At 69.0% G+C, this 1,546-nt stretch carries 2 protein-coding genes; both read left to right on the top strand.

Annotated features, from left to right (window positions below; all coding sequences use genetic code 11):
- Positions 1 to 1,110, top strand: a 1,110-nt coding sequence (locus tag KN815_RS30455) for a type I polyketide synthase (RefSeq protein WP_216345091.1), incomplete at its 5' end; no start/stop codon positions are given.
- A 45-nt stretch (positions 1,111 to 1,155) separates the two neighbouring features.
- Positions 1,156 to 1,546 (top strand): beta-ketoacyl synthase N-terminal-like domain-containing protein (locus KN815_RS30450; RefSeq protein WP_216345090.1); only part of this gene is annotated, 391 nt, incomplete at its 3' end.

The following is a 1,546-nucleotide window of genomic DNA, read 5'->3' as shown; positions in this document are numbered from 1 at the left end:
CATCCGCTGTCGGCGGTGGTGCATGCGGCGGGTGTGCTGGATGACGGTGTGGTGGAGTCGCTGACGCCGGAGCGGGTGGACAAGGTGCTGCGTCCGAAGGTGGACGCCGCACTGCATCTGCACGAGCTGACCCGCGACCTCGACCTCTCGGCCTTCATCCTGTTCTCCTCCGTCTCCGGCACCTTCGGCGGCGCGGGCCAGGCCAACTACGCGGCGGGCAACGCCTTCATGGACGCCCTGGCCCAGCACCGCAGGGCCGCGGGACTCCCGGCTGCCTCGCTCGTCTGGGGCCCGTGGACGCAGGACGGTGGCATGACCACCGAGCTGGCCGACGCCGACGTCACCCGCATGACCAGGACCGGTATGGTCGCCCTCACCCCCGAGGCCGGGCTCGCACTGTTCGACGCGACCCGCGATCTCGACGGTGCCGTCCTGGTGCCCATGACGATGGACATGTCCTCGGTGGGCGAGCCGGTACCCGCACTGCTGCGCGGACTGGTGCGAGGCCCCGCGCGCAGGACCGCGGAGTCGGCCGCCACCAGCACCGGGGTCGACCCGGCCGCCGAGCTCAAGCAGCACCTGGCCGGGAAGTCCGAAGCGGAGCGCGAGCGCATCCTGGTGGACCTGGTGTGCGACCAGGTGGCCATCGTCCTCGGCTATGCGTCGGGACAGGCGATCGAGCCGGGACACGCGTTCAAGGACCTGGGCTTCGACTCCCTGTCGGCCGTCGAACTGCGCAACCGTCTCAACGCGATCACCGGAACGCGGCTGCCGGCGACCCTGGTGTTCGACTACCCGACCCCGGCGTCGCTCGGACGATTCCTGCGCGAAGAGGTCACCCCCGCCGACGGGCCCGCGACCGAGCCCGTCTTCGGAGAACTCGACCGCCTGGAATCCACCCTGTCGGCGCTCGACTCCGACGGCGAGACGCGCGACAAGGTCATGGCGCGGCTCCAGGGCCTGGTGGCCAAGTGGTCCGCCGGCGGAACCGGGCAGGTGTCCGGCACCGCGATGGCGCTGGACGACGAGATGGACGACGACAGCGAGATCGAATCGGCCACCGCCGACGAGATCTTCAAACTCATCGACGATGAATTCGGAACCTCCTGACGTGGCGAGCTGGAACTCACAGAGTGTTTCAAGGGGCTGGGCATAGTGGCGGAAGACGAAAAACTCCTTGACTACCTCAAGAAGGTGACGGCTGACCTGCGTCAGGCTCGTCGGCAACTTCGACAGGTGGAGGAGCGGGACCGGGAGCCCATCGCCATTGTGGCGATGAGCTGCCGGTACCCCGGCGGTGTGAAGACGCCGGAGGAGCTGTGGCGGCTTGTCGCCGAGGGCGGCGACGCCATCAGCGAGTTCCCTCCCGACCGGGGCTGGGACGTCGATGGCTTCTTCGACCCGGATTCGGAACGGTCCGGTACCTTCTCCGTCCGCGAGGGCGGATTCCTGGAGACTCCCGGCGACTTCGACCCCGGCTTCTTCTCCATGAGCCCGCGGGAGGCGCTCGCCACCGACCCCCAGCAGCGGCTGCTGCTGGAAACCG

This window comes from Streptomyces niphimycinicus (assembly GCF_018883605.1).
Classification (GTDB): Bacteria; Actinomycetota; Actinomycetes; order Streptomycetales; family Streptomycetaceae; genus Streptomyces; species Streptomyces niphimycinicus.
Note: the sequence above shows the minus strand (reverse complement) of the source record. Positions and strands in the feature narration are given on the sequence as shown.